The organism is Bacillus sp. NMCC4 (assembly GCF_002998555.1).
In the GTDB taxonomy this organism is placed as follows: Bacteria; Bacillota; Bacilli; order Bacillales; family Bacillaceae; genus Bacillus.
Genome location: NZ_PVRA01000003.1, coordinates 108,494 through 130,927, shown reverse-complemented (window position 1 = coordinate 130,927; position 22,434 = coordinate 108,494). Strand labels below are relative to the sequence as shown.

General features: G+C 42.4%; 26 protein-coding genes. 4 read left to right on the top strand and 22 right to left on the bottom strand.

Annotated elements, in window-relative coordinates:
• Positions 1-102 precede the first annotated feature (102 nt).
• The 8 genes from C6Y02_RS07970 to C6Y02_RS07935 form a co-directional block, all read right to left on the bottom strand.
• Entirely contained in the window at positions 103-1,509 is a 1,407-nt protein-coding gene (locus C6Y02_RS07970) for a glycoside hydrolase family 1 protein (protein ID WP_106031021.1), read from the bottom strand.
• The gene (gene celB / locus C6Y02_RS07965) at positions 1,493-2,839 is read right to left on the bottom strand and encodes a PTS cellobiose transporter subunit IIC (protein ID WP_034661207.1); all 1,347 of its coding nucleotides are present in this window, start codon (positions 2,837-2,839) and stop codon (positions 1,493-1,495) included. Before celB ends, C6Y02_RS07970 begins: the two co-directional genes overlap by 17 nt.
• A gap of 25 nt (positions 2,840-2,864) precedes the next feature.
• Positions 2,865-3,197: a PTS sugar transporter subunit IIA gene (locus C6Y02_RS07960; protein WP_060596797.1), complete on the bottom strand. Its 333-nt coding sequence runs from the start codon at positions 3,195-3,197 to the stop codon at positions 2,865-2,867.
• Between the two features lie 3 nt (positions 3,198-3,200).
• The gene (locus C6Y02_RS07955; protein ID WP_003215713.1) at positions 3,201-3,512 is read right to left on the bottom strand and encodes a PTS sugar transporter subunit IIB; all 312 of its coding nucleotides are present in this window, start codon (positions 3,510-3,512) and stop codon (positions 3,201-3,203) included.
• Between the two features lie 143 nt (positions 3,513-3,655).
• Positions 3,656-4,441: a glucose 1-dehydrogenase gene (locus C6Y02_RS07950; RefSeq protein WP_034661209.1), complete on the bottom strand. Its 786-nt coding sequence runs from the start codon at positions 4,439-4,441 to the stop codon at positions 3,656-3,658.
• 12 nt (positions 4,442-4,453) lie between these two features.
• Entirely contained in the window at positions 4,454-5,302 is an 849-nt protein-coding gene (locus C6Y02_RS07945; protein WP_181185461.1) for a GRP family sugar transporter, read from the bottom strand.
• Between the two features lie 122 nt (positions 5,303-5,424).
• Entirely contained in the window at positions 5,425-6,834 is a 1,410-nt protein-coding gene (gndA, locus tag C6Y02_RS07940) for an NADP-dependent phosphogluconate dehydrogenase (RefSeq protein WP_034661210.1), read from the bottom strand.
• 98 nt (positions 6,835-6,932) lie between these two features.
• Positions 6,933-8,189: a DNA polymerase IV gene (locus C6Y02_RS07935; protein WP_106031020.1), complete on the bottom strand. Its 1,257-nt coding sequence runs from the start codon at positions 8,187-8,189 to the stop codon at positions 6,933-6,935.
• 106 nt (positions 8,190-8,295) lie between these two features.
• On the opposite strand from C6Y02_RS07935, the gene C6Y02_RS07930 reads away from it, so the two are divergent.
• A complete protein-coding gene (locus tag C6Y02_RS07930) occupies positions 8,296-8,577 on the top strand; it encodes a hypothetical protein (RefSeq protein ID WP_003215677.1) in 282 nt (93 codons plus the stop codon).
• Between the two features lie 27 nt (positions 8,578-8,604).
• Positions 8,605-9,423, top strand: coding sequence for a membrane protein insertase YidC (locus C6Y02_RS07925; protein ID WP_034661213.1), 819 nt, complete (start codon positions 8,605-8,607; stop codon positions 9,421-9,423).
• A gap of 36 nt (positions 9,424-9,459) precedes the next feature.
• On the opposite strand, the gene C6Y02_RS07920 is transcribed toward C6Y02_RS07925, so the two are convergent.
• From C6Y02_RS07920 to mce, 4 genes are read right to left on the bottom strand one after another with little or no spacing between them, the layout of a single operon-like run.
• Positions 9,460-9,924, bottom strand: coding sequence for a chemotaxis protein CheW (locus C6Y02_RS07920; protein ID WP_034661215.1), 465 nt, complete (start codon positions 9,922-9,924; stop codon positions 9,460-9,462).
• Positions 9,925-9,938: 14 nt separating this feature from the next.
• Positions 9,939-11,060 carry a M20/M25/M40 family metallo-hydrolase gene (locus C6Y02_RS07915; RefSeq protein ID WP_034661216.1) on the bottom strand — a complete coding sequence of 374 codons (1,122 nt, stop codon included), beginning with the start codon at positions 11,058-11,060 and terminating at the stop codon, positions 9,939-9,941.
• 16 nt (positions 11,061-11,076) lie between these two features.
• Complete coding sequence (locus C6Y02_RS07910) at positions 11,077-12,546, bottom strand: acyl-CoA carboxylase subunit beta (protein WP_189318249.1); 1,470 nt, start codon at positions 12,544-12,546, stop codon at positions 11,077-11,079.
• A complete protein-coding gene (mce, locus tag C6Y02_RS07905) occupies positions 12,533-12,955 on the bottom strand; it encodes a methylmalonyl-CoA epimerase (RefSeq protein WP_034661218.1) in 423 nt (140 codons plus the stop codon). The genes C6Y02_RS07910 and mce overlap by 14 nt, the downstream gene beginning before the upstream one ends.
• 102 nt (positions 12,956-13,057) lie before the next feature.
• Between mce and prli42 the strand changes: the two genes are divergently transcribed.
• On the top strand, positions 13,058-13,150 hold the full coding sequence (gene prli42, locus C6Y02_RS19215) for a stressosome-associated protein Prli42 (protein ID WP_149865350.1): 93 nt from the start codon (positions 13,058-13,060) through the stop codon (positions 13,148-13,150).
• A gap of 38 nt (positions 13,151-13,188) precedes the next feature.
• Here prli42 and C6Y02_RS07900 read toward each other — a convergent pair whose 3' ends face one another.
• From C6Y02_RS07900 to C6Y02_RS07875, 6 genes are all read right to left on the bottom strand, one after another.
• The gene (locus C6Y02_RS07900) at positions 13,189-13,698 is read right to left on the bottom strand and encodes a L,D-transpeptidase (protein WP_034661220.1); all 510 of its coding nucleotides are present in this window, start codon (positions 13,696-13,698) and stop codon (positions 13,189-13,191) included.
• A gap of 53 nt (positions 13,699-13,751) precedes the next feature.
• Entirely contained in the window at positions 13,752-14,705 is a 954-nt protein-coding gene (locus C6Y02_RS07895; protein WP_034661221.1) for an aromatic acid exporter family protein, read from the bottom strand.
• Between the two features lie 120 nt (positions 14,706-14,825).
• Complete coding sequence (gene artM / locus C6Y02_RS07890) at positions 14,826-15,548, bottom strand: arginine ABC transporter ATP-binding protein ArtM (RefSeq protein ID WP_106031019.1); 723 nt, start codon at positions 15,546-15,548, stop codon at positions 14,826-14,828.
• Positions 15,541-16,197, bottom strand: a complete 657-nt coding sequence (gene artQ / locus C6Y02_RS07885) for an arginine ABC transporter permease ArtQ (RefSeq protein ID WP_003215691.1) — start codon at positions 16,195-16,197, stop codon at positions 15,541-15,543. Before artQ ends, artM begins: the two co-directional genes overlap by 8 nt.
• A gap of 126 nt (positions 16,198-16,323) precedes the next feature.
• Positions 16,324-17,088, bottom strand: coding sequence for a transporter substrate-binding domain-containing protein (locus C6Y02_RS07880; RefSeq protein WP_012010505.1), 765 nt, complete (start codon positions 17,086-17,088; stop codon positions 16,324-16,326).
• A gap of 195 nt (positions 17,089-17,283) precedes the next feature.
• The gene (locus tag C6Y02_RS07875; RefSeq protein WP_034661224.1) at positions 17,284-17,721 is read right to left on the bottom strand and encodes a BrxA/BrxB family bacilliredoxin; all 438 of its coding nucleotides are present in this window, start codon (positions 17,719-17,721) and stop codon (positions 17,284-17,286) included.
• 171 nt (positions 17,722-17,892) lie between these two features.
• Between C6Y02_RS07875 and C6Y02_RS07870 the strand changes: the two genes are divergently transcribed.
• Positions 17,893-18,786: a YegS/Rv2252/BmrU family lipid kinase gene (locus tag C6Y02_RS07870; RefSeq protein ID WP_095285373.1), complete on the top strand. Its 894-nt coding sequence runs from the start codon at positions 17,893-17,895 to the stop codon at positions 18,784-18,786.
• Between the two features lie 15 nt (positions 18,787-18,801).
• Here C6Y02_RS07870 and C6Y02_RS07865 read toward each other — a convergent pair whose 3' ends face one another.
• From C6Y02_RS07865 to C6Y02_RS07850, 4 genes are all read right to left on the bottom strand, one after another.
• Positions 18,802-19,095: a YesK family protein gene (locus C6Y02_RS07865; protein WP_034661226.1), complete on the bottom strand. Its 294-nt coding sequence runs from the start codon at positions 19,093-19,095 to the stop codon at positions 18,802-18,804.
• 65 nt (positions 19,096-19,160) lie between these two features.
• On the bottom strand, positions 19,161-20,417 hold the full coding sequence (locus tag C6Y02_RS07860; protein WP_106031018.1) for a dihydrolipoamide acetyltransferase family protein: 1,257 nt from the start codon (positions 20,415-20,417) through the stop codon (positions 19,161-19,163).
• Positions 20,418-20,435: 18 nt separating this feature from the next.
• Complete coding sequence (locus C6Y02_RS07855; protein ID WP_034661229.1) at positions 20,436-21,419, bottom strand: alpha-ketoacid dehydrogenase subunit beta; 984 nt, start codon at positions 21,417-21,419, stop codon at positions 20,436-20,438.
• A 12-nt stretch (positions 21,420-21,431) separates the two neighbouring features.
• Positions 21,432-22,424 carry a thiamine pyrophosphate-dependent dehydrogenase E1 component subunit alpha gene (locus C6Y02_RS07850; protein WP_106031017.1) on the bottom strand — a complete coding sequence of 331 codons (993 nt, stop codon included), beginning with the start codon at positions 22,422-22,424 and terminating at the stop codon, positions 21,432-21,434.
• Positions 22,425-22,434: the final 10 nt, after the last annotated feature.

The window sequence follows — 22,434 nt, the reverse complement described above, 5'->3', positions numbered from 1 at the left end:
AAGCCTAGTGAGCTTAAAAGGTACCAGCCATTTTTGTTTCATCCACTTACCGTCACATAAGAAAAATACTTGCCCTTTTCAAGGAAAGAGCAAGTATCTTGATTAAAAACCGTTATTCTCTGATACCGATTGAAACCAGTATCCGCTTTTCTTGATGGTTCGTTTCCCGTCTTCTTGAAGATCAACTGAGACAAATCCATAACGATTTTTATAGGCATTCGACCATGACCAGTTATCCATAAACGTCCACAGATGATAGCCTTTTACATTACTTCCTTCTTGAATGGCTTGATGCACCCATTTGAGATGCTCAGAAATAAAGTCAATGCGGTAATCGTCATGAATCATTCCTTCTTCATCCTTAAACCGCTCTTCTCCTTCGACACCCATTCCATTTTCAGAAATAAAGCATTCAATATTATCATAGTCTGTTTGAACTTTTTTCAATATATCATAAATACCTTTTTCATAGATTTCCCAGCCTCGATACACATTCATTTTTCTTCCCGGCATTTTAAACGCATCAAAATAATGATTTGGCATAAATGGTGCTTTCGGATGCGGCATATGCTCTTTCGCTTTCACTCTTCTTGGCTGATAATAGTTGATCCCAAGGAGGTCGACGGTATTCTCTTGAATGAGCTCAAGGTCTCCTTCTTCAATACTTGGCATAAAGCCTTCTTTCTTTAAGACCTCTACTAGTTTTTCTGGGAATTGTCCCTTCACCGCAGGATCTAGGAAGGAACGGTTAAAGAAAGCATCAGCCATCTCTGCTGCTTCTACATCGCACGGATTCTGGCTTCTCGGATAAGATGGGGTTAGATTTAGGATGATGCCGATCTTCCCGCCTTGCTGCAGCTTTTTATAAGCCGCAATCGCCTTAGCATTTGATAAAAGTTCATGAAAACCGACCTGTACAGCCTTTTGGAAATCGACTTCGTTTGGATAATGAAAGCTATACATATACCCGCCCTCTACAGGAACTATCGGTTCATTATGGGTAAACCATTTTTTCACCCGGTCGCCAAATAATTGAAAGCACAATTCCGCATAGCTGACATAATCATCTACTACCTGTCTGTTCACCCATCCGCCTTTTTCCTGCAGCGCCATTGGCATATCGAAATGGTACAGGTTCACAAACGGCTCAATATCATGTGCAATCAGTTCATTGATCACATCATTGTAAAAAGATACTGCTTCTTCATTGACCACACCTTTCCCTTCAGGTAAAAGACGTGACCATGAAATGGACAGCCGAAATGAATTGTGCCCAATTTCTTTCATCAGACGGATATCCTCTTTATATTTTCGATAAAATTGGGATGTCACGTTTGGGCCTACACCATCAAAAAAACGAGTCGGCTCTTGTTCAAACCAATGATCCCAAATATTCGGTCCCTTACCATCTCCAGGGACACTGCCTTCTGTTTGCGTGGCAGAGGCAGAAGATCCCCACCAGAAACCTTCTGGAAATGTATATGATTGCTTGTTATTTTCCATCGACATGTATTGAGTCTCCTTCGCCTTTGATGTTTGTTGTCTTCGTTTTTTCCGTTGGGGTTATTTTTTCATTCTTCACATTCATACGGTCAATAAACTTCAGGAACGGGAACCAAATGACAAATACAATCATCAGATTAAACAGCTGAAGCAGACCGCCCGCTAGTGAATTTGTTGCCATTATTCCGCTAATAAAGATCGGCACCGTCCATGGAATATTCACGCCTGTCGGCGGCGGTACAATGCCTGTTGCCATCGCAAAATAAGAAATACATGTAATGACCATTGGCGCCAAAATCCATGGAATGAGAATAAGTGGATTCATGACAATCGGTAAACCGAAAATAATCGGTTCATTGACGTTAAATAATCCTGGTCCTAAGCCGAGCTTTGCTACTTGTTTTAATTGCTTACTTTTCAGGAAAATTAAAATCGTAAACACAACAGCCAGCGTCATACCGGTTCCGCCCATGCCAACCGTATAGATTTCGATAAACTGCTTGCTGATGATATTCGGAACCTCACCAGTTTTTGTGTAGCTCTCTAGATTTTGAATGGACAATGTATTCCAAATCGGGTCCATGACAGAGTTGATAATAATTTGGCCGTGGAGCCCAAAGAACCAAAGAATTTGTATAAAGAAAACAGCGATCAAGGTCGGTATGATACCGCTTCCAAGTCCAACAAGCGGCGCCTGAATGGCATGATAAATCAGGTCATGCATGTTTGTTTTGAAGCCTTGTGTAATGATGATATTGATCAGTAAAAAGGTTGTGAGTGTCAAAGTAGCCGGGATCAGTGCAGCAAAAGACTTTGAAACAGCTGGCGGAACCCCTTGCGGCATATTGATGACAAATTTCTTTTGGACAAAATAACGATAAATTTCAGCAGACAAAAAGCCTGTGATCATTCCTAGGAACATCCCCTTTGCTCCTAAACGATCGACTGGGATCACACCTGCAATAGATGCACCGCCTTCTTGTTCTAGTAAAAATGGCGTCAGAAGCAAGAAAGAGGCTAAAGCAATCACGCCGCCAAATACAGCTTCCACATCATAGCTTTTCGATAAATAGTAGCCAATCCCAAATACAACAAACACGCTCATAATGCTGATGGTCGCACTTGGCGCGATATTCAGTGCAGACTGGACTCCTTCCAGTGCGGTTTGACTCATGATTTTATCTAAAAATGGCAAATTCATTAGCACAACCATAATGGAACCAAAAATGGTGAGCGGGAACGCAAGCATAAAAGCATCCCGTAATACGCCTAAATAGCGGTTGTTGTTCAATCTCCCAGCAATCGGAACCAAAATGGCACTTATTTTATCAAACATTGGTTTCCCCCCTTGTTTACACCCTTTATTGTTTAAGCGATTGGAAAATCGGCAGGAGCTCTCCCACAAGCTCCTTGATCGTAATGGTGGACATTAAGTGATCTTCGGCGTGCATGAGCAATAAGGAGAAAGGCGTTTTCTCCCCGCCTGCCTCTTGCTGCACGAGTTGAAAATGGATACCATGGGCATGACGTAAATCTTCTTCCGCTTCTTTCATGAGACCAAATGCCTCATCTTCTTGACCTTCTCGAAATTGTTTAAGAGATTGAAGCAATTTGCTGCGTGCATTTCCACTGTGTAAGATCAATTGAAAACTGACTTGTTCCTCTGTGAGCCCTTCGAGTGTTTTCTTTTCCATTCTTTACGATTCCTCCATCAATGTAACGGCTTGTTCATACGCTTTTTGTCCATCGGCAAGCCCGTACGCCTGCATATCTATGACCTCTACTGCAATCCCGTATTTTGTTGCTTCTTTTTGAAGATCCCCTTTTAAAAAGCTCATTTGCGGTCCAATTAACACAACATCCGCATTCGCCATTTCTTTTCTCGCTTGATCTTGCCCAACTGCCCAAATTTCTGCCTCGTCCCCTATTGAGTCGGCATGAGCCTTCATCTTTGTAACTAGTAAACTCGTAGACATTCCTGAACTGCATGCTAATAAAATACGTTTCATTTCTCTCACCCCATTGTTGTAATAAAAGCGCTTCCATTTAATATTATATATTTTTATTTTTAAATGTCTAGACATTTAATTTTATTTGTCTGTATTTTATATAAAAAAAGAGCGTCATGTGTGTACGCTCTTTGACTTTCTCCCTATCCTTTTCCTGCCTGGAAGCCAGGATACTTTGTCATGCCGCCGTCCACATAGAGCGTCAAGCCTGTGACATAGCTTGCCTCTTTTGACGCCAGCCAGACAGCACATGCTGCCACTTCTTCCGGCTTTCCAATATAGCCGATGGGGATCAATTCAATCACGCCTTTTTTCAATGCGGGATCATCGAATTTTTCCGCATTGATCGGGGTATCGATGGCGCCTGGTGCAATGCTGTTTACACGGATTTTTTTAGGGGCGTATTCTAGTGCCAGCGTTTCTGTCAGCAGCTTGGCGCCCCCTTTACTTGCTGCATAATGAACGAAATGAGGCCAAGGGATTTGCTGGTGAACCGACGACATATTGATGATCGATCCTTCTATCCCGTGATCTGTCATATACTTCAGTGCATCACGGCAGCCGAGAAACATACCTGTTAAATTGGTCGACATTACTTTGTTCCAATTATCCAGCGTCATTTCTGTGGAAGGCACTTCGTTTTCAATACCTGCGTTATTGATCATGACATCAAGGCTGCCGTACGTATGAATGGCTTTATCAATCATTGCCCGCATATCCTCTTCCTTTGATACATCTCCCTTGATTTTCACAGCCTGGCCGCCATTTTTTTGAATATCCGCAATGGTGTCATCCGGATTTTCTTGATCTGAGAAATAATTGATCACCACATTGGCTTTTTCTTGTCCAAACCGGCGCGCCATCGCTTGCCCTATTCCTGTGCCGGCTCCTGTAATCAGGACTGTTTTTCCTTCTAAATCTGGATACATTCGTTTACCCTCCTATTTTGTAAAGCCTAGCAGCACGCCGCCTGCAATGATCATCAAGCAGCCTGCAATGACAAAGCTTGTTCTGGATGCTTTCTCTTTTAATAAGTAAATGCCGCCTAATGTTGAGATGACAATCCCTGTCTGTGACATCGAAAAGCTTACGGCTACGCCAATGAGCGGAATGGCCAAAAGAAGCCCAAGATTTCCTGTCGACCAAACCAAACCGGCAATGATATTTTTAAACGTATATTTACTAAACGGGTTCTGCTTTAGACTAATCGCCAAGGATGAAAGCAGCATACCGACCGATTGCGGAACGAGGGCAGACCACCCATCAATATGAAACCATCTTAAAATGACGACATATCCGACATAGCCAACCGTTGAGATGAGCAGAATAATGATCCCTTTTTTGAAATTGCCTCCACCGTTCCCGCCGCCATTCTTCTTTTGACCGAGCGATGTCATCACAACACCTGCAATAATCAGTAAAATGGCGCAAGAACCAATGAGTATGACCGTCATCGTTTGCCATTCTTTAAAAACCATGACACCAAATAAAGTAGTGCTCACAAGCTGCATGCCTGTTGACAAAGGAACCGCCTTCGAGACTCCGAGAAACGCAACACTTGAAAGCTGATTCATTTGTCCAATGCTCCAAAAGATGCCTGAAATCACAGAAACCGCAAAAATAAACGGTGTCAGCTCTGGCATTTTGATGAAGAAGGCTGCAATTGAAAATAAAAATGCGCCAAGCGTAATGCCGAGCGTTTGCTGGTATGCATTCCCGCCAAGTTTGACACTGATCAGAACAATACTTCCCCAAAATATTGCTGGGAGAAGTGCATATAAGATGCCCACTTCTATCCCTACTTTCTTTTCTTTTTTACATAGCATCCCTCTTTTTCGCATTTTTAGCCGAAAAGATGCAAACACAAAAAAACCTTACCAATCCAATGGTAAGGTTTTTCTGACGTTCTATTTTATTTCATCCATTCCGTATGGAAGACGCCTTCTTTATCTGTGCGCTCATACGTATGTGCACCGAAATAGTCACGCTGCGCTTGAATTAAGTTCGCTGGCAGGACAGCTGTGCGATAGCTATCAAAGTAAGCAAGTGCACTTGAGAATGAAGGAACAGGAACTCCTTGCTCCACTGCAAGTGAAATGACTTTACGAAGTGATGATTGATAGCTTTGAGCAATATCCTTAAAGTAAGGATCTAGCAATAGGTTTTTCAGTTCAGGGTTACGGTCATATGCTTCTTTAATTTGTTGTAAGAAGGCTGCACGAATGATACATCCACCGCGGAAGATCATCGCAATTTCACCGTATTTTAAATCCCAGTTATACTCATCAGATGCTGCTTTCATTTGCGCAAAACCTTGAGCATACGAGCAGATTTTACTCATGAATAGGGCTTTTCTAACAGCTTCGATCAGCTCTTGTTTATTCTCAGCTGATTGCGCTGGCTTAGGACCTTCGATTAATTGGCTTGCTTCTACACGCTCATCTTTCATTGCTGAAATATAGCGCGCAAAAACAGACTCAGTAATGATTGGAAGCGGGACACCTAGATCAAGAGAACTTTGGCTCGTCCATTTTCCAGTTCCTTTTTGACCAGCTTTATCTAAGATGACATCCACAAGCGGCTGGTTTGTTTCTTCATCCACTTTTGTGAAAATATCCGCTGTAATTTCGATTAAATAGCTGTCAAGCTCGCCTTTATTCCACTCTGAGAATACTTCATGAAGCTCCTCTGCTGACAAGCCAGCCACATGCTTCAAGATAAAGTAAGATTCAGAGATCAATTGCATGTCTCCGTACTCGATGCCGTTATGGACCATTTTGACATAATGTCCTGCTCCATCTGGGCCGATATACGTTGTACATGGCTCGCCATCTACTTTCGCAGAGATCGCTTCTAAAATTGGTTTCACTAGCTCATGCGCTTCTTTTTGACCGCCTGGCATGATAGATGGACCTTTTAGTGCACCTTCTTCACCGCCAGAAACACCTGTACCAATGAAGTGGATACCACTTTCCGCAAGCTCTTGATTACGTCTTTGCGTATCCTTGTAATATGTATTTCCACCATCAATTAAGATGTCACCTTTCTCTAGGTGAGGAAGTAATGATTGAATGGTTGCATCCGTTGCTGCACCAGCTTTTACCATTAAAAGAATTTTACGCGGTGTTTCAAGCGACTGAACAAATTCTTCAATGCTGTATGTGCCTACAACGTTTTTTCCTTTTGATTCTTCGAGAAACTCTTCTGTTTTGCTGCTAGATCTGTTATAAACGGACACGGAGAAACCGCGGCTTTCAATATTAAGGGCAAGGTTTTTCCCCATAACGGCTAGTCCAACCACACCGATTTGTTGTTTTGACATAATTCTGACGTCCCTTCTAACACACTATATTGATTACTGCTGAAATGATGTACCCTTTGAAATTACCACAACACCACCTCTTTTATCAAGTTTTCAGGTTAGTCATTTCCTTTTTCGTCCTGAAAAAAGTCTTTATTAAAACTTGTTCCGCTTGTTTTGCTCTCTTTTTCCTTGATGGTCATTCCTCTTTGAATGAGTGATTTGCCATATTTTTCTTTCAGCCCTTCTAAAACGGTTTGGAGAGGCTCTTCTTTTACATCTTCTGTATAGGAAAATAAATCAAGCTGTTTAACAGCTGCTTTTCGTTCTACAAGGTCTGTCCCCGTCACACCTAAGAGCCTCACGGGCTGGTCATTCCAATGTTTAAGGAATAACTGCTTTGCTGCCTCAAATAAGTCTTCCTTTCGATCCGTTGGATTCGTGAGTGTGACACTTCGAGTGATATTTTTCCAGCTTGCGTACCGTATCATGATGAGAAGCCGATTTGCCATCACTTCTTTTCTCCTTAATCTTGCACTCACAGATTGTGACAGCTTGTCAATTAACGTGACAAGTTCATCTGGATCGTCAGAATCATGAGGAAGGGTTGACGAATTACCGACAGATTTAAATTCGTATATCCTTTCTGGGTCCACGATACCGTCATGTTCACCATTCGCCTTTTGCTTTAATCTCGGTCCATTGATGCCCAGTAATTTCTTTAGCGTATACTCATTTGCTTTCGCTAAATCTTCAATGGTATGAATGCCAATCGTTTTCAATTTATCTGCCGTTTTCTGTCCAACTCCGTGCATGTCACCCGCTAGCAGCGGCCAGAGCATTTGGGGCACATCTCGTTTACGTAAAATGGTGATGCCCATTGGTTTTTTCCAATTAGACGCCATTTTCGCTAAAAATTTATTCGGTGCAATGCCAATACTTGAAGGAAGCATGAGCTCCTCTACAAGCCTCGTTTGAATATCATGAGCCGTTTTCACCGCGTGCTCGGCATAGGGCGTATGCGTTAAATCAATATAGCCCTCGTCAATGGATACGGGTTCGACTAAATCGCTGTATTCTCTTAGTATCGTAAACATCTCTTGTGAGGAGCTGCGGTACCGGTCAAAGTTAGGTGTACGGACAATCAGCCCCGGACAAAGCCGCTTCGCTTCCCATAACGGCATCGGGGGCTTTACACCTAGTGCTCTTGCCTCGTAGCTGCACGTCACCACAATCCCTTTACGCTCTTTCGCATTTCCGCTAATGGCTAAAGGTTTCCCTCTCAAAGAAGGATCATACGCCATTTCGACAGATGCATAAAAACTATTCATATCAATATGAAAAATAATTCGACCCTTCCTTTGAGAATCACCCATTTGCCTGCCTCCTACATTTATTGACTCTTGTTACTTCATGTTTGTTCCAATAGACATTTCATATAGTGTATAGTACACTGTGAGTAATGAAATGGATGTGATAATCATGATTATTGATACATTCAATGAAGTCTTTTTCCTTGTTGAATTCTTTACGATTATTCTTCCAGCGCTGACGGCTATCGGCATTGCGTTTTTATTAAAAGACTGCCGTATGAACGAACACCTCGGTGGACATCGTTTGGAAGAGTTGGACGCATCTTTATTGAACCGAACAGACTTTCTGTTTATCATATATGATCGCATTACAACTTGGATTAGTAAAGTCATTCGAATGAAACGATCATCAAATGATGATGAAGACCATTCGCTTCCTCTCTCTAATTAATTTTTTAAAAAATGAGGAGGAAACGAATTGAAACGTTTATTGACGATTTGTACGACTTTATGTTTAATGATGATTGCCTCACCTGCTTTTGCAGCGAGTGGGCAAACAAATGCGAGCTCTGATGGGTTTTTCCATCATTATTTTGTCCAGCCTTTTTCGGAGCTGATCATTTGGCTTGCGAACTTCTTCCATGATGATTATGGTTTATCGATTATGTTCGTGACCTTGATAGTCCGCCTGCTGATTTTCCCTCTTTTTGCGAACCAATTTAAGAAACAAAGAGTCATGCAGGAGAAAATGGCACTGGTGAAGCCTCAAATTGACCAAATTCAAAGCAAATTGAAGAAAACGAAAGAACCTGAAAAACAAAAAGAACTACAAATGGAAATGATGAAAGTATACAAAGAGAACAATGTGAACCCGCTGGCAATGGGCTGTCTGCCTATGCTGATTCAAATTCCAATTGTTCTTGGCTTTTACTCAGCGATCCGCTCAACACCTGAGATCGCAACACATTCGTTCCTATGGTTTAACTTAGGACAAACCGATCTATTGGTCGCGATCTTTGCAGGCGCCATGTATTTCTTGCAATTTTATGTTACGCAAAGATTTGCGAAGCAATCAGGCACCCAGACAGAAGCTGCGCTGAAGCAAGCCAAAGTCATGGGCATGATTTTCCCAATCATGATGCTGTTTATTTCAATCAATGCACCCGCTGCCCTTCCTTTATACTGGATGACAAGCGGATTACTACTCACAATCCAAACAATTATTTTGAATGTCATGTACCAAAAATCAAAATCGAAAGCTGAGGCAAACGACCAAGCTAGCCCAGCTGCTGAATAAAAATAATCCCCTTATCATCAGATAGGGGGATTTTCTTTATGCCAACTCTTCTTTTAACCGCTCTGGCAGTTGATCGAGGTCATCAATTCTCCCAAGGAACTTATTAGGGTCCACTTGTAAAATCATCTTGTTCTCTCTCTCCACAACGCCGAAGAAATATTCGGAGGCTTTCGTGTTCATATGAAATGGCTTGATCTCGCTTAGCTCGATATCGATAATATCTTTTGCATCTGAGACAAGACAGCCAATCATTTGATCGTTTAATTCAAATAGCAACACCTTGGACTGTTCGTTCACATCAAGAGGCTTTCCGTGAAGCATCACGCCTGTGTCACTGACAGGGATGACTTCTCCTCTTAATGACATCAGTCCTTTAATTTCTTTTGGAAGGTTCGATACTTCTTGTAAATAAGGGACCTTCTCAATCGAACGAATATGCTCTACACTGATGCCAAAATCCTCTTGCCCCACTTGGAAAATAATGATCTTTTGCGTGCTCACAGAGTCTCCTGCCTTTACGATGGATTTGTCGTTTCTTCGATAATGGCGAGAACCATTTCAGCTGTTTTGACTAATTCTTCAATCGGCATTTTCTCATTTTTCGTATGAATATCTTCATATCCAACAGCTAGGTTGACAGTTGGGACGCCGTTTCCTGCAATGACGTTTGCATCACTGCCTCCGCCGCTCGTCTGTAGTTCTGATGGACGGCCAATTTTCGCAGCCGCTTTTTTCGCCACTTCTACGACTTGATCGCCGTGAGAGAATTTGAAGCCTGGATACATGATATCAATTTGTACATCGGCACTTCCGCCCATTTCTTTAGCGGTTTTTTCAAAGGCTTCTTTCATCTTCGCTACTTGTGCTTCCATTTTTGCAGGTTCTAAAGAGCGTGCTTCAGCAAGGATATCGACTTGATCGCACACAATATTCGTTTGCGTTCCACCTTCAAAACGCCCGATATTCGCCGTTGTTTCTTCATCAATTCGGCCAAGCGGCATGCTGGCAATGGCTTTTGATGCAATGGTAATCGCAGACACGCCTTTTTCAGGTGCCACACCTGCGTGAGCTGTTTTTCCGTAAATGGTTGCGCGTACTTTCGCCTGTGTTGGCGCAGCTACGATAATTGTCCCGACCTTGCCATCTGAATCAAGGGCATAGCCGTATGCTGCTGTCATCAATTTTGGATCTAACGCTTTTGCTCCAACAAGTCCTGATTCCTCACCTGCTGTGATGACAAATTCAATCGTTCCATGCGGTAAATTCTTCTCTTTCAGCACGCGGATGGCTTCAAACATAGCCGCAAGCCCTGTTTTATCGTCAGCACCAAGAATGGTTGTTCCATCTGTCTTCACATAGCCGTCTTCAATGACTGGTTTTACGCCATTGCCGGGAACAACTGTGTCCATATGAGAAGTGAAATAGATAGTATCAGCCTCTTGATTGCCTTCCAGTGTACAGATGAGGTTGCCTGCACCGTGGCCAGTTTTCGCTTTTGAGTCGTCTTCCACCACTTTAAGACCAAGCTGCGAGAATTTTTCTTTTAAGACTTCCACAATTTTCTCTTCGTGTTTTGTTTCCGAATCGATCTGAACCAGTTCTAAAAATTCGTCTAGTAAACGTTTTTCATTGATCATGATGATGCTCCTCCTCTTATAGCGGCATGTTGCCATGCTTTTTTAACGGTCTATCTTCTTCCTTCCTGCGAAGCAAATCAAATGAGCGAATCAATCGCTCTCTCGTTTCATCCGGCATGAAAATATCGTCTATCAGCCCTGCCTGAGCCGCTTTTAATACACTTGGCTCCGTCTCAACCTCGCGCGAAGCAGGATGAACGATTTCGTCTGCGAACGTTTTCCCCATGACATCAATTTCTGCCGCTGGCCATGCATAAACAAAGTCAGCGCCTAAGCCCTTGCTATTCATCGCGACATATGCACCGCCAAACGCCTTTCTTAAAATCACCGTGATTTTTGGAACGGTCGCTTCAGCGTACGCATATAAAAGCTTTGCGCCGTGACGGATAATTCCCGCATGCTCAGCTTTCTCCCCTGGTAAAAAACCAGGGACGTCGACAAGCGTTAAGATCGGAATATGAAACGCATCGCAAAATCGAATAAACCTGGCCGCTTTATCGGCAGCGTCAAGGTCAAGGCTTCCTGCCAGCACCTTTGGCTGATTGGCAACTACACCAATTGGAGCCCCTTTTAATCTGGCAAACCCTGTGACGATATTTTTTGAGAAACAAGGCTGGGTCTCAAAGAATGAGCCTGGATCGATGATCGCTGTCACCACTTGTTTGACATCATAGGTGCGTGATGGATCCTTTGGCAAGATTTTGCCTGGATCAACGGCGTCATGCTTTTGCACTTCAGTGTGCATGTCAGGCTGTTTAGTCGTTGGTATGTACGTTAAAAGTGTTCGAACCGCCTTTAACACGTCCTGCTCATCTTTCCCAGTATAGTGCACATTCCCGCTTGTCTGATGCTGAACACTTGCACCGCCAAGACGGTCAGGACAGACCGTTTCTCCTGTTGCCTTTTCTATTACTTTCGGACCTGTTAAAAACATATGAGCTGTTTGTTCTGTCATGAAGACAAAATCAGTCAAAGCAGGAGAATAGACTGCACCTCCAGCACATGAGCCTAAAATAACGGATATTTGCGGGATTTGACCAGAGTACAGCACATTCCGTTTAAAAATCTGTCCGTATCCTTCTAATGATACCACACCCTCTTGAATTCTCGCACCACCTGAGTCTTTTAGACCGATGACCGGCATCTGATTTTTAGCAGCGAGATCCATTAGAGAAGCAATTTTTTTGGCATGTATTTCGCCTAAAGAGCCCCCATGCACTGTTGCATCTTGTGCATAAACACATACTGGCTTTCCATGAATAAGTCCCGTTCCAATGACGACGCCATCACCGACATTCTCTGACATGCGGCCTGTTGCAAACCTCTGAATTTCCATGAAACTGCCCACGTCAAGAAGTTCATGCAGCCGCTGGCGAACCGATAGCTTTCCTTTGTTTCTGTGCGCGGCTGCTCGTTTTTCACCGCCGCCCATTAACGCTTTTTCCCGCCATTTAGACAAGTCATTGAACGATTCATTCATTGCCATGTTTTTCTCCTTTCAAGGGCTCGCACAATTCGAATAACACACCAGACGTTTCTTTAGGTGAAATAAATGCAATCTGCTTGCCGCTTGCGCCCTTCTGTGCTGATTTTTGGAGAAGCTGCACGCCAAGGTGATCAAGATGGTTAAGATCTGCATGAATGTCACCTGACTTTAACGCAATATGATGGAGCCCCTCTCCTCTTTTTGTTAAAAAGGTATGTAGTTTACTGCTGTCTGACATTGGTTCAATTAATTCAATGTGCACATGATCAAGTGAAGCGAAGGACGCTTTAATCTCCTGCTCAGGAACCTCTTGTATGTCTGAAAAATGCCAGTTAAACAGCTGATGAAGGAGTTGAGATGTTTGTTTAATAGAAAAGACCGCAATGGCAATATGATCGATTTGATTCATCCGTTCACTTCCTTTGTTGATCACTTGTCGCATTTGAAAAAACCAGCTAGAATAAAGAAAGGTGCGTTCGTCGCAAAAAATCTTCGGTTATAGGGGTGCGATATGTCTCAGAAATTTATGAAATTCATGGTATTGCTCATGATTAGCCTGCTGTTAATTTCTTCACTTTTAGCAGGAGCAGCAACCTTTTTATAAGGTTTCAATAAAAGCAGACAAGCAGGTGATTCGTTCAATCAACGAATGGCCTGTTTGTCTTTGGCAAGCTTTTCAAATGAATCGCTTGATGTTGTAATCCATACTTTTGTTCCAATCGGAAGCTGGTCAAATAGAAGCTCTACATCTTGATTATGAAGTCTCACACAGCCTGCCGTGATAAATTTCCCAATCGATGTTTCGTCACTCGTTCCATGAATTCCGTACGTTCTGCCATCTGTTCCTCGTGCATCAAATCCAATCCACCTTCGGCCAAGAGGGTTATTCTTCGCACCGCCTTCAATATTCTTTTTTCTGTAATAGGGATCTTTCGCTTTGATCATAATGGTAAATTCCCCTTCTGGTGTTAAATCGGCTGTTTTCCCTGTAGAAGCAGGATATATTTTTTGGATTTGTCCTTGATCAATATAGGCAAGTTCATTTGTTTGTTTATTAATAATGACATACGGGTCTCCTGGAAGCGGGTTTTGTCCGAGCGGCCAGATAGGTGAAAGGGACATGGTCAATACGGTATAAAATAAAAGACGCATAGGCTCCTCCTTTTTTCATTAGATTGACCAATGAAGGAGGAACTCATGCGTCTCTATTCTTTCATCCCTTTAAAATAGCTTTTCAGTACTAAATATTGTTCCATTTCTCCGAGGAAATGAAAAAGTGCAGCTCTCGCCTCAAACTCTTCTCGTGTTTGCGGCAGCGGAAGCTTATCGAACTCTTCTTTCATATCAATGAGACGTCTTAAAAACTTATGCGCCGTGTTCCCTGGGTGAATATGTTCGCGTAAGTCTCTGACGTATTCGGCAATCATTTGCCCATGCTCTGTTGTGATGGAAATGGACGTGATTTTCGGAAGCACACGCTCAATGATTTCGAATTGCTTTTGCCTCATATTAAAATAATGATAATACAGGTTTTCATGTCTTAGGACATGGTTTTCAACATCACGATATGCGAGAGCTTTCGCTTCTTTGATCAATTGATGTGTCTCTGGTATTTCTTTTCCTGTCCAGTCTTGTTTCCCTGTCATTAAGTATTGCTCGATTTCCTCAAAGATTTTTGCAAAGTTGGCTTCAATCTGTTCGCTGTAGCGTTTGAGCTTTTTATCGACACTTGGCATATACAAGTTCATGATAAGTGCTACGCCAACACCAATTGTAATCAGCAGCAGCTCATTCCAGATGAGGTGAAGGGTAATCCCGCCGGACATGTATAAATGGAGAATGATGACTGAACTTGTGACAATCCCTTCTTTAATGCGGAGCAAAACGGTTGTCGGAATAAAGACAAGCAGCATCAGACCAATCACAAAAGGATGATATCCAATCAGATCGAAAAATAGATAAGAAAATAAAATGGCAAGACTGCAAGCTGCAAAGCGGGCGCCTGATGCGAGGAGCGACCGTTTCTTCGTCACCTGAATACACAGGATCGTAATAATCCCGGCAGCCGAATAATTTTGAAGGCCGAGCAATTGTGCAATATAAATAGCGATCGCTGTTCCTAATGCTGTTTTCAGCGTTCGGTAGCCGATTTTAAACATGATGTGATTCACTCTTTTCTGTCTTGTTTCCATTCACTTTTGTGAAATGATGAACTTTTTTTACTTTCCCCATTATAATCAAAAAAAGAAGGAGATGTTAAGTCGCCTTCTCTTTTTTCTTTATAATATTTTTTGTAAGAAGTCTTGCGCGCGCTGTGACGACGGCGATTCAAAGAATTGCACAGGGTTTGCATCCTCTACAATTTTCCCATCATCCATAAAGATCACGCGGTCAGCCACTTCTTTTGCAAAGCCCATTTCATGTGTGACGATCACAAGTGTCATTCCAGATTGAGCCAGCTCTTTCATGACCTCTAGGACTTCCTTGACCATTTCTGGATCTAGTGCAGAAGTTGGTTCGTCAAACAGCATGATGTCTGGAGTCATCGCAAGCGCACGTGCAATTGCCACACGCTGCTTTTGACCGCCTGACAAACGGTTCGGAAAATCATCTTTTTTCTCTAAAAGCCCTACCTTTTTCAGCAGATCTTCAGCTTGTTTGATGCTGTCTTCCTTCGATTGATTCTTCACATTCATTGGCGCATACGTGATATTTTCCAGCACGGTTTTATGCGGGAACAGGTGGAAATGCTGAAACACCATTCCGATATTCTCACGCACTTTTAGTGCATTGGTTTTTGGGTTTGTGATTTCAGTATCCTTAATTGTAATGACACCAGTAGTCGGCTTTTCAAGCAAGTTGATGCAGCGAAGAAACGTCGATTTTCCTGAACCAGATGGTCCAATGACTGCGACAACTTCCCCTTCTTTAATGGTGGTGTCGATCCCTTTTAATACTTCATTTTTGCCAAAAGATTTTGTGAGTTTCTCTATGTTAATCATTTGATTTTAACTTCCTTTCCACCGATTTACCGACAAAGGTGAGAACAAGCACGATGACATAATAGATGAGACCTGCAAAAATAAGCGGTTCAAGATAATTATACGTGACGGCACCTGCTTGGTAAGCTCGTCTCATGACATCTCCCAGTCCAATGACTGTCACAATAGCTGATTCTTTTGTCAGTGTAATCGTTTCGTTCACAAGTGCAGGTGAAATATTTTTAAATGCCTGCGGAAGCAATAAGTCCTTCATCATTTTAGCATAAGGGATGCCTAAAGCAACGGCGGCTTCTTTTTGACCTTTATCAATGGCATTAATACCAGCACGAATGATTTCAGATACGTATGCCGCGGAGTTAAGTGAAAATGCCGCTACAGCAGCCCAGTATTGATCGATTTGAAACCCGAGAAGCTGAGGCAGACCAAAATAAATAATGAGCAATTGAAGCACAAGCGGTGTGCCTCGGAAGATTGATGTGTAAAAATCTGCAAGCCAAATGAGCGGCTTAAACACACTAATTTTGCAAAGCGTTAATAAAATCCCTAAGATAAATCCAAGAAAAAGTGATACCACAACAATAGAAAGTGTGACCTTAAGCCCTTCTAAAATAAAGGGCATCTGAGGTATTACATCTTTAAAATCTAACATGACAGTCTCCTTTTTTATGCCTTCATACGAAATCAAAAAATAAAACAGGAAAAAAGTTCAACATAAGTTGAACTTTTCAGCGCTTTCTACTGAATTTTCATGAATGACGCTGATCCTTTTCCTGACTTATTTTTCATCAGCAAACCATTTTTTAATTAATTTATCAAGTTCGCCATTGTCTTGCATTTCTTTTAATGATTTATTAAATTTAGCTGTTAAGTCGCTATTTTTCTTGAATGCAATGGCTGAACCTTCGTTTGAACTATTCAATCCAAATGCTTGGAAGTCTTTTTCTTTTTTCAAATAACCAGCAGCTACTTTATCTTCAATAATGGCTGCATCAAAACGACCTGCTTTGATTTCTTGAATGATATCAGAGATTTTATTACGGTCTTCCACTTTTAAGTTATATTTCTTTTGCAAACCGTTTGCTTCATCCTGCTGGATTGAACCTAATTGAACGCCGACTGTTTTATCTTTTAAGTCTTTCTCTGTTTTCATTCCGCTAGATTTCTTTGAGACAACTAAGTTTTTAGCATTGTAATAAACATCAGAGAAATCTAATTGTTTTTTTCGTTTTTCTGTAGGGGTCATGCCTGCAAGGACAATATCAGCTTTATTTGTTTTAAGGGCTGATACAAGGCTTGCAAAATCCATATCTTGAATTTCTAGCTTGTAGCCGTTCTTTTTCGCTAGTGCTGTTGCAAGATCGACATCAAAACCGACAATTTTATCTCCGTCTTTTGATTCAAATGGCGGATAATCTGCCGATGTCGCCATAACGAGTGTTTTGTCATCTCCTGATGCGTTTGAATTATTAGAAGAAGTTCCGCAAGCTGCGAGTGCAGCTGCAAGACCAGCTGTCATAAGTAATAATAACCACTTTTTCATAAGATAATGCCTCCCAGTATTTAAAATCATGTATTGTTTTGAATATTTATTCACTATAATGTATTTTAAACACTTTCTTTTTAAGATGCAATAGTATTTTGCTAAAATTATTTTGATTCAATGGTCTTATAAAACAAAAAGCAGACCGATCTAAAGACCGGACTGCTTTATATTTCATCATTCAAACGTCACACGTTAAATTTCTTCGCAATGCTCATCGAATGCAGCTTGAAGCTTTGACACGACTTCCATTGGCTCGTGTCCTTCAATTTCATGACGTTCGACCATTTTAATGATCTTTCCATCTTTTAATAATGCAAAGGATGGTGAAGATGGCGGGAAGCCTTCAAAGTATTCACGGGCTCTTGCTGTTGCCTCTTTGTCTTGTCCAGCAAACACTGTCAGCAATTGATCTGGACGCTTATCGTAATGAACAGAATAGCCTGCAGCTGGTCTTGCAATACCGCCAGCACATCCGCATACTGAATTCACCATCACAAGTGCTGTGCCTTTTTTAGACAGTGCTTCATCTACCTCTTCAGATGATGTAAGCTCAGTATAGCCTGCCTGTTTGATCTCTTCTCTCGCTTGTTTCACAATATCATTCATAAATAAATTAAAATCAATATTCATTGTCCGTCCACTCCTTTAGCATGCCAAAACCATTTTAACAACATCATATCAAGGAAAACGCCTGCGGGCAAATGTGTTGTCTTTTCATCCCCCCACTTTTTCCGAACATCGTTTATGAGCTGTCAAATTGGGGAAAAGTGATGATAAAGAGATGAAAGGGAGAACTGCGTGATGGCACAATTCAAAAAAGCGATGCTCATTTATAATGGAAATGCTGGACAAAAAAACATGGAAAAAATTCTCGGTCAAACAGTACCTCTTCTTTCTCTACATATTGATGAACTCATTCTTAAACCAACAAAACAGCCAAATGATGCTTATCAATTCTGTCGTGCAATTGATGAGACGATAGAATTGCTGATCATATTAGGCGGAGATGGAACCGTGCATGAATGCATGAATGGCATCGGCGGTTTAGAAAAAAGGCCGGCTGTAGCGATATTACCAGGCGGGACATGCAATGACTTTTCTCGAACGCTTGGTATTCCGCAACAAATGCAAAAAGCCGCTCAAATAATTGTAGACGGCATAGAAAAGAAGGTCGACTTAATCAAAGCAGGAGATCGATACTTGTTAAACTTTTGGGGCATCGGGCTGATTGCAGACACATCCAACAATATTAATGACAAGGAAAAAGCTGTACTCGGCAAAATCAGCTACTTCACAAGTGCCCTGCGCACCTTGCAGCAAACAGATCCTTTTCACGTACGAATTGAAACAGAGGAGGAAAGCTGGGAAGAAGAAGCCGTCATCGTTCTTGTCATGAATGGACATTTCATCGGGACAAATAAAATTGATTTGCCCAATGCAGCAATTGATGATGGGAAAGCAGAAATCTTCATTTGCAGAAATACGAGCTTCTCTGCTCTAAAAGAAATCTTTTCTATGAACCGGGAAGAACTGGAGGATTTCACCGGCGATCTCTCCCTCATTCAAGCGTCCAGTATTCGGATCCACACAAAAGAGGAAATGGATGCCGATACGGATGGCGAAGTGTACATGACAGCCCCTGCTTCTTTAGAAGTGTTAAAACAGCATTTGACCTTTATTGTTCCAGCAGAATAAAGAAAACGCCCGAAATCATTCTTTTTCGGGCGTTTTTTTGATATAGCGTCTGTATAAATATTCAAGTGCATAGCCAAGCAGCGTCCCGGCAAGAAGAGAAATTCCTAAGAGACTATTTGCTGCTCCTTTAAATCCACCGACAATCAGCAAGCAATACACAATTTGAATCATTGAAACGATTGATATGATGAGTAGTAATCTTTCAGGGTGATTGCGTGATTTAGAAATATATCGAAGAAAAGCGAACGCAATTGCTGTGATAAACATGAGTCCAACCGTTAAAAACGCAAAAAAGTCTAATCCAGACATATCACCGCTCCTTTCTCATTATGTAGAAATCCCCCTCTCCATACCGGGAGGGGGACATTCTTGTTTTAGTAAACAGATGTCTGCTCGTCAATGCCTTCAAGGATTTGTTTTATTCGTTGAAGGAATCTGCCGCATACAAGACCATCAAGTACTCTGTGATCTAATGAAAGACAAAGGTTGACCATGTCTCTTGCTGCAATCATGCCATTTACAATCATTGGACGCTTCACGATCGATTCTACTTGTAAAATCGCCGCTTGCGGGTAATTAATGATTCCCATGGATTGTATAGAACCAAATGATCCCGTGTTGTTTACAGTAAAGGTGCCGCCTTCCATGTCACTTTGCTTCAGCGTTCCTTGTCTCACCTTGGAAGCAAGCTCATGAATTTCTTTGGCGATGCCCTTAATCGTTTTTTCATCCGCATCCTTAATGACTGGAACAAAAAGAGCGTCATCAGTCGCAACAGCAATCGAGACATTGATTGCTTTCTTTTGCACAATTTTATCTCCAGCCCACATGCTGTTCATTTCTGGGAATTCCTTTAAGCCCTGAGCCACTGCTTTGACAAAGAACGCAAAGAACGTCAAATTAAAGCCTTCTTTTGCTTTAAATTGGTCCTTGAGCTGATTTCTTCTTGTCACAAGGTTTGTCACATCGACTTCCATCATCGTCCATGCGTGCGGAATTTCATGTTTGCTTCTCAGCATATTTGCCGCAATCGCCTGCCTAATTGGCGTGACTGGCAGTTCAACATCACCAGGCATTGTAGAGACGGAAGGCGCCGCTTTTGGTTTTGATGGCTGCGCAGGCTCCGGCTTTGCCGCCTGTTCATTAACAGGTGCTGCCTTCTCTTGTACGCCGCCGTTTTCAATGAGCTGAAGTAAATCTTTTCTTGTGATTCGTCCGCCTGCTCCGGTTCCTTGAACAGCCGCTAAATCAATGCTGTGCTCATCTGCTAAACGAAGGACTGCTGGAGAGTAGCGTTTCTTTTGACTTTGATTCTCTTTTGTTTGATCTGCTTCAGGTGCTTCACTTTGCTCAGGTGCCGCTTCTTCTTTCGCACTCTGCTGCGAGCTGCCCTCTACTTCAATTTCACAGAACACTTCTCCTACTTGCAGCGTATCGCCTTCTTCAGCCGATAGCTTTGTAATCGTTCCTGTAAAAGATGACGGGACTTCTGCGTTCACTTTATCCGTCATGACTTCCGCAATCGGATCGTATTTATTCACATGATCGCCAGGTGAAACGAGCCATTTGCTAATGGTTCCTTCTGTTACACTTTCACCTAGCTGAGGCATTTTCATTTGTTCAATTGCCACTTGAAACCCTCCTCTTTCTTAAAACGCCGCTAGCTCTCTCATTTCAGCTTCTACCTTATCTGGATTGACCATGAAGAATTTTTCCATTGGCGGCGCATAAGGCATTGCCGGGATTTCTGGTCCGGCTAGACGTTTGATTGGTGCGTCTAAATCAAATAAGCAATGCTCTGATATGATCGCCGCTACCTCACTCATGATGCTGCCCTCTTTTGTATCTTCCGTTAGAAGAAGCACTTTGCCTGTTTTTGATGCCGCTTCAATAATGGCTTCCTGATCGAGCGGGTACACTGTTCTCAAATCGAGAATATGCGCAGAAATGCCGTCTTTCGCAAGGCGGTCTGCTGCTTGCAGCGCAAAATGGACACAGAGGCCATATGTAATGACCGTGATATCATCGCCTTCACGTTTCACATCTGCTTTTCCAATAGGGAGTGTGTAATCCTCCTCAGGTACTTCTCCTTTGATGAGACGGTAGGCACGTTTGTGTTCAAAGAACAATACAGGATCTGGATCACGCACCGCAGCCTTTAAAAGACCTTTTACATCATAAGGTGTAGAAGGCATGACAATCTTCAAACCAGGCTGATTGGCAAAAATCGCTTCAACCGATTGTGAATGATAAAGCGCCCCGTGTACACCGCCCCCGTAAGGTGCGCGGATGACCATTGGACAGCTCCAATCGTTATTTGAGCGGTATCTGATTTTCGCAGCCTCTGAAATGATTTGGTTGATTGCAGGCATAATGAAATCCGCAAATTGCATCTCCGCAATTGGGCGCATTCCATACATCGCTGCCCCAATACCTACACCAGCAATGGCTGATTCTGCAAGAGGTGTATCCATGACGCGCGCCTCTCCGAATTGCTCATAAAGACCCGCTGTCGCTTTAAATACGCCGCCCTTTTTCCCGACATCCTCTCCGAGCACAAACACTTTTGGATCTCGTTCCATTTCTTCTTTCATCGCCAGTGTAATGGCGTCTATATATGACATAACAGGCATTTTTCTTCCCCCTTACTCCGCATACACGTAACGAAGTGCGCTTTCTGCATCAGCATAAGCAGCGTTTTCCGCTTCATCGGTCGCTTCGTTTACGATTTGCATGATTTCTTTTGTCATCTCTTCTTTCATTTCAGAAGTCATGACGTTTCCTTCGATTAAATACGTTTCATATTGGATGAGCGGATCTTTCTTTCTCGCTTCGAGCACTTCTTCTTTTTCTCGATAGCTTGAATCATCATCATCACTTGAATGCGCAGTTAAACGGTAAGAGATCGTTTCAATCAACGTTGGCCCTTCGCCTCTTGCCGCACGGTCTCTTGCTTCTTTGACAGCGGCATATACTTCAAGCGGATCATTGCCATCAACGGTTACGCCAGGCATTCCGTACCCAATCGCACGATCTGAAATGCGTTCACATGCCACTTGTTTGTCATACGGCACGGAAATCGCGTACTTATTGTTTTCACACATGAAAATAACAGGCAGCTTATGCACAGCAGCGAAGTTAGCACCTTCGTGGAAATCACCTTGGTTTGAAGAGCCCTCACCGAACGTGACAAAGCTGACAAAGTTTTTCTGCTCCAGACGTCCAGCAAGTGCGATGCCCACTGCATGAGGAACCTGCGTTGTAACAGGTGAAGATCCTGTCACAATTCGATTTGATTTCTGTCCAAAATGCCCTGGCATCTGTCTTCCGCCTGAGCTTGGATCGTCTTGTTTTGCGAAACCTGACATCATTAAATCTTTTGCTGTCATCCCAAATGCGAGGACAACCCCCATATCACGGTAGTAAGGTAAGACGTAATCCTCTTCTCTATTGAGAGCAAAAGCAGCACCGACTTGCTGCGCTTCCTGCCCTTGACAAGAAATCACGAATGGAATTTTACCAGAACGGTTTAAAAGCCACATCCGTTCATCAATTTTCCTTGCTAGAAGCATTGTTCTATATATATCAATTGCTTGTTCATCTGATAATCCTAATTCATGATGACGCATGTTACTCATCTTATTTCCC

Bases quoted from the DNA above. Each gene is read 5' to 3' on its own strand.
- C6Y02_RS07970 (WP_106031021.1), bottom strand. From the start codon at position 1,509: ATGTCGATGGAAAATAACAAGCAATCATATACATTTCCAGAAGGTTTC.
- celB (WP_034661207.1), bottom strand. From the start codon at position 2,839: ATGTTTGATAAAATAAGTGCCATTTTGGTTCCGATTGCTGGGAGATTG.
- C6Y02_RS07960 (WP_060596797.1), bottom strand. From the start codon at position 3,197: ATGGAAAAGAAAACACTCGAAGGGCTCACAGAGGAACAAGTCAGTTTT.
- C6Y02_RS07955 (WP_003215713.1), bottom strand. From the start codon at position 3,512: ATGAAACGTATTTTATTAGCATGCAGTTCAGGAATGTCTACGAGTTTA.
- C6Y02_RS07950 (WP_034661209.1), bottom strand. From the start codon at position 4,441: ATGTATCCAGATTTAGAAGGAAAAACAGTCCTGATTACAGGAGCCGGC.
- gndA (WP_034661210.1), bottom strand. From the start codon at position 6,834: ATGTCAAAACAACAAATCGGTGTGGTTGGACTAGCCGTTATGGGGAAA.
- C6Y02_RS07935 (WP_106031020.1), bottom strand. From the start codon at position 8,189: ATGGGTGATTCTCAAAGGAAGGGTCGAATTATTTTTCATATTGATATG.
- C6Y02_RS07930 (WP_003215677.1), top strand. From the start codon at position 8,296: ATGATTATTGATACATTCAATGAAGTCTTTTTCCTTGTTGAATTCTTT.
- C6Y02_RS07915 (WP_034661216.1), bottom strand. From the start codon at position 11,060: ATGATCAATGAAAAACGTTTACTAGACGAATTTTTAGAACTGGTTCAG.
- C6Y02_RS07910 (WP_189318249.1), bottom strand. From the start codon at position 12,546: ATGGCAATGAATGAATCGTTCAATGACTTGTCTAAATGGCGGGAAAAA.
- mce (WP_034661218.1), bottom strand. From the start codon at position 12,955: ATGAATCAAATCGATCATATTGCCATTGCGGTCTTTTCTATTAAACAA.
- prli42 (WP_149865350.1), top strand. From the start codon at position 13,058: ATGTCTCAGAAATTTATGAAATTCATGGTATTGCTCATGATTAGCCTG.
- C6Y02_RS07900 (WP_034661220.1), bottom strand. From the start codon at position 13,698: ATGCGTCTTTTATTTTATACCGTATTGACCATGTCCCTTTCACCTATC.
- C6Y02_RS07895 (WP_034661221.1), bottom strand. From the start codon at position 14,705: ATGTTTAAAATCGGCTACCGAACGCTGAAAACAGCATTAGGAACAGCG.
- artM (WP_106031019.1), bottom strand. From the start codon at position 15,548: ATGATTAACATAGAGAAACTCACAAAATCTTTTGGCAAAAATGAAGTA.
- artQ (WP_003215691.1), bottom strand. From the start codon at position 16,197: ATGTTAGATTTTAAAGATGTAATACCTCAGATGCCCTTTATTTTAGAA.
- C6Y02_RS07880 (WP_012010505.1), bottom strand. From the start codon at position 17,088: ATGAAAAAGTGGTTATTATTACTTATGACAGCTGGTCTTGCAGCTGCA.
- C6Y02_RS07875 (WP_034661224.1), bottom strand. From the start codon at position 17,721: ATGAATATTGATTTTAATTTATTTATGAATGATATTGTGAAACAAGCG.
- C6Y02_RS07870 (WP_095285373.1), top strand. From the start codon at position 17,893: ATGGCACAATTCAAAAAAGCGATGCTCATTTATAATGGAAATGCTGGA.
- C6Y02_RS07865 (WP_034661226.1), bottom strand. From the start codon at position 19,095: ATGTCTGGATTAGACTTTTTTGCGTTTTTAACGGTTGGACTCATGTTT.
- C6Y02_RS07855 (WP_034661229.1), bottom strand. From the start codon at position 21,419: ATGCCTGTTATGTCATATATAGACGCCATTACACTGGCGATGAAAGAA.
- C6Y02_RS07850 (WP_106031017.1), bottom strand. From the start codon at position 22,424: ATGAGTAACATGCGTCATCATGAATTAGGATTATCAGATGAACAAGCA.